The organism is Verrucomicrobiota bacterium (assembly GCA_037139415.1).
Classification (GTDB): domain Bacteria; phylum Verrucomicrobiota; class Verrucomicrobiia; order Limisphaerales; family Fontisphaeraceae; genus JBAXGN01.
The window spans coordinates 1-1,879 of record JBAXGN010000373.1 but is presented as its reverse complement, the minus strand read 5'-3'; the positions used below and the strand labels follow the sequence as shown (position 1 = coordinate 1,879).

General features: G+C 58.5%; 2 protein-coding genes. Both read right to left on the bottom strand.

Translation table 11 applies throughout. The annotated features are described in order from the left end of the window. Positions 1-41: 41 nt before the first annotated feature. Complete coding sequence (locus WCO56_29785; GenBank protein ID MEI7733793.1) at positions 42-662, bottom strand: glycosyl hydrolase family 28-related protein; 621 nt, start codon at positions 660-662, stop codon at positions 42-44. Then, a complete protein-coding gene (locus WCO56_29780; protein MEI7733792.1) occupies positions 659-1,648 on the bottom strand; it encodes an alpha/beta hydrolase in 990 nt (329 codons plus the stop codon). The genes WCO56_29785 and WCO56_29780 overlap by 4 nt, the downstream gene beginning before the upstream one ends. Positions 1,649-1,879 lie beyond the last annotated feature (231 nt).

Sequence of the window (1,879 nt, the reverse complement as noted above, 5' to 3'; positions counted from 1 at the left end):
TTTGATTATTCTTATCAGCAGTAGGTTACATAAGAGAAAAATCAGCCATACACCTCAAAGACATGGTTTTCCAGCGCGGTGATGTTGCTGACCCGTCCCCACTCATGGGTGAAGGCACGGGTCGCGCCGTCGAGAAACACGGCGTCGGAATTCTTGAAGTCGGGGTAAAGGTCCCCAGCACCCACCGAGGGGTCATCGTAGTTGGGCTCCACGCGGAATCGAATGGTGCCCTGGGCCAGCGCCAAATCGGTCACCCGAGCCTGGGTGAAAGGAAGGGGATTGAAGTCCAGCAGGAGGTCGCGAATTAGCACGTGTTTGGAGTCAAAGATAGCAAGCTGGCGGTTGGAAGGGTGCGCCAGCAAAGTCGCCCCGTTGCCTGAGAGGGTAAGGCCCGAGGCGCCACCGAGGCGCAGCGCGGCAGGGTCGTCGTCCTGTTTCCCAAGGCGGTAGAACATGCCACGACCGAACGAAACAACGGCGTTTGTTCCGGAGGCGATGGCGGCGTCAATCGCCTGCTGAATAGCCGCCCGGTCATCGTTTTGCCCGTCACCCTTGGCGCCAAACGCAGCCACGCTGAAAGTGCCATCCGGAGCAGGGGCCGCTCCTTTGAGGCGGGATGGGACAACCACCAGGAGCAAGAGAAACGGCCAAAGAAACTTCATGGGTTTGCCTTGAGGTATTTGTCGAAGAAGCCAAGAACCAGCGGCCTTAAGTCCTGCTGTTTCGGCTCGAGATGGAAGCCATGCACTCCGCCCGGGACGATGACGAGCTGGTGGGGCACACCTGCTTTTTCCAGCGCGGAGGCAAGCAATTCCGACTGCTGCGCCGGCACGATGGTATCGGCGGTGCCATGGAAGATCAGGAGGGGAGGATCCGTTTTGTCGGCGTAGGTCAGTGGGGAGGCTTTTATGTAAGCTTCGGGAGCTTCGGAGCGTTTTTTCCGCAACATGGAGAGGTCCTGCCAGTTGAGCAAATCGGCCGGGCCGTAAAGATCGACCGCCGCCTGAACACCGCAGGAGAACTCCCCATAGGGCTCTTGAGGGTCGAGGCCGTCTTTGGCGCCTGTCAGGGCTAACATGGCGCTGAGATGGCCGCCCGCGGAACCGCCGATGGCGCCGATGTGGCCCGGGTCCACTTGAAATCGAGCCGCGTTCCGGCGCAGCCAGCGGACGGCGCTCTTGCAATCGTAGAGGTTTCGGGGCCAGGTGATGTCGGTGCCCCGGGGGTCCGCGAGGAGGTAGTTGATGCTCATGCAGACGTAACCGCGGCGCGCGAGGTTGGTGCTGATATTGACCTCGCGAAGTTGGCGTTTATCCCCCCCCGACCAGCCGCCGCCGTGGATGATAATTACACCGGGAAAACGTTGGCTCATGCTGTGGGGCGTCGGCAGGTAGAGGTCAGCTTTTTCCTTCCGATCCGCCCCCAAATAGTTGACGTCATGCTCAATGCGGATTTCATCAGCTCCGACGGAGGCCCCGCCCCAGAGCAAAACACAGGCGGCTGCAAGGAATACAATCCGGTTCACAGAATACTGTCGAGAGGTGGTCTCACGCTTATGCGTGCTCACGGTTTGGCAGCCGGGGCTGCGGGCAAGCGGCCCGGCGGCAACCGACTGGAACATGCCTGCAAATTGTTCTTGAACCGACATTGAATCAACGTTCAGATTTTGCCGAATTTAAGAGACTTATTCCATCCTGTCCATCCTGTTCATCCTGTCTCCATCCAACTCCTGGCCTTCAGCGTTCGCGTTTTTAGCATGTTTCGCGGTTTGAATTCGTCGCCCGTTCCAACGCCTGATTCCAAACTTCCAATTTCTTGGTCTTCATTTTTTTGGTGCAGCCTTCGATCTTTGACAGGCCAGCGGGTGCAAGTCCCGCCT